General features: G+C 42.9%; 2 protein-coding genes. One reads left to right on the plus strand and one right to left on the minus strand.

Annotated features, from left to right (window positions below; translation table 11 throughout):
* Positions 1-264 (plus strand): hypothetical protein (locus JHD69_RS19980; protein WP_199142094.1); only part of this gene is annotated, 264 nt, incomplete at its 5' end.
* Here the strand turns inward: JHD69_RS19980 and JHD69_RS19985 are convergent.
* On the minus strand, positions 251-723 hold a 473-nt coding region (locus tag JHD69_RS19985; RefSeq protein ID WP_199142095.1), incomplete at its 5' end, for a hypothetical protein. The genes JHD69_RS19980 and JHD69_RS19985 overlap by 14 nt on opposite strands.

Here is a 723-nt window from a genome sequence, read left to right on the forward strand (position 1 = left end):
CGAGCTCATGAGTACTGTCTCGTGGGCTCGGAGATGTGTATAAGAGACAGCCCTAAAGCGCCTGTAGGCCAGGCTTGGAAAGCGATCGCCAGTTTGCATAGTAATGATTTTGCCGTGGAAGAAATCAGGTGGGCCAGCGACAGCGTATTTTACATCAAAGGCTATGAAGAAGTTTACCAGCAACAAAAATGGTTAAAAAACTACAGCTATTATCAAGTTGAACTTCCGCAAAACAGTGGCCACCCTAGCATCAACCGGCAGTAGTTTCGAGATCTTGATATACCAATAGCTTGCCCTCAAAACAATACCAAATTTGGTTTTCGGCAACAAAATACGGCGAGGAAGGATCTCTATCTATTTCCCTTTCCAATTTGGCGGTTGGCAGGTGGTAGATGATCATTTTATCGCGTTTGATGATCACAAGTTTTTCGTTGTTGAGGTATTTGGCATCATTGAAATTATCGTAGTAATGGCTATATGGAGTTTCGATAACCTGAATTGGCTTCTTTTCTTCGCTAGGAATGGCATAAACATAAATATTCATATTTCCCGGATAAGTATAATACAGCACTACAAATTCGTCTAGCCTGTAATTAAACGTCAGGTTTCTGAAAGCCCCCTCAAGCCCCACTTCAGCCATATCATAATGTCTGTCTCTTATACACATCTGACGCTGCCGACGAACCACGACATGTGTTTTTATAGGGGGGGGGGGGTTGTTTA

Origin of the sequence: Pedobacter sp. ASV12, assembly GCF_016429155.1 — a bacterium.
In the GTDB taxonomy this organism is placed as follows: Bacteria; Bacteroidota; Bacteroidia; order Sphingobacteriales; family Sphingobacteriaceae; genus Pedobacter.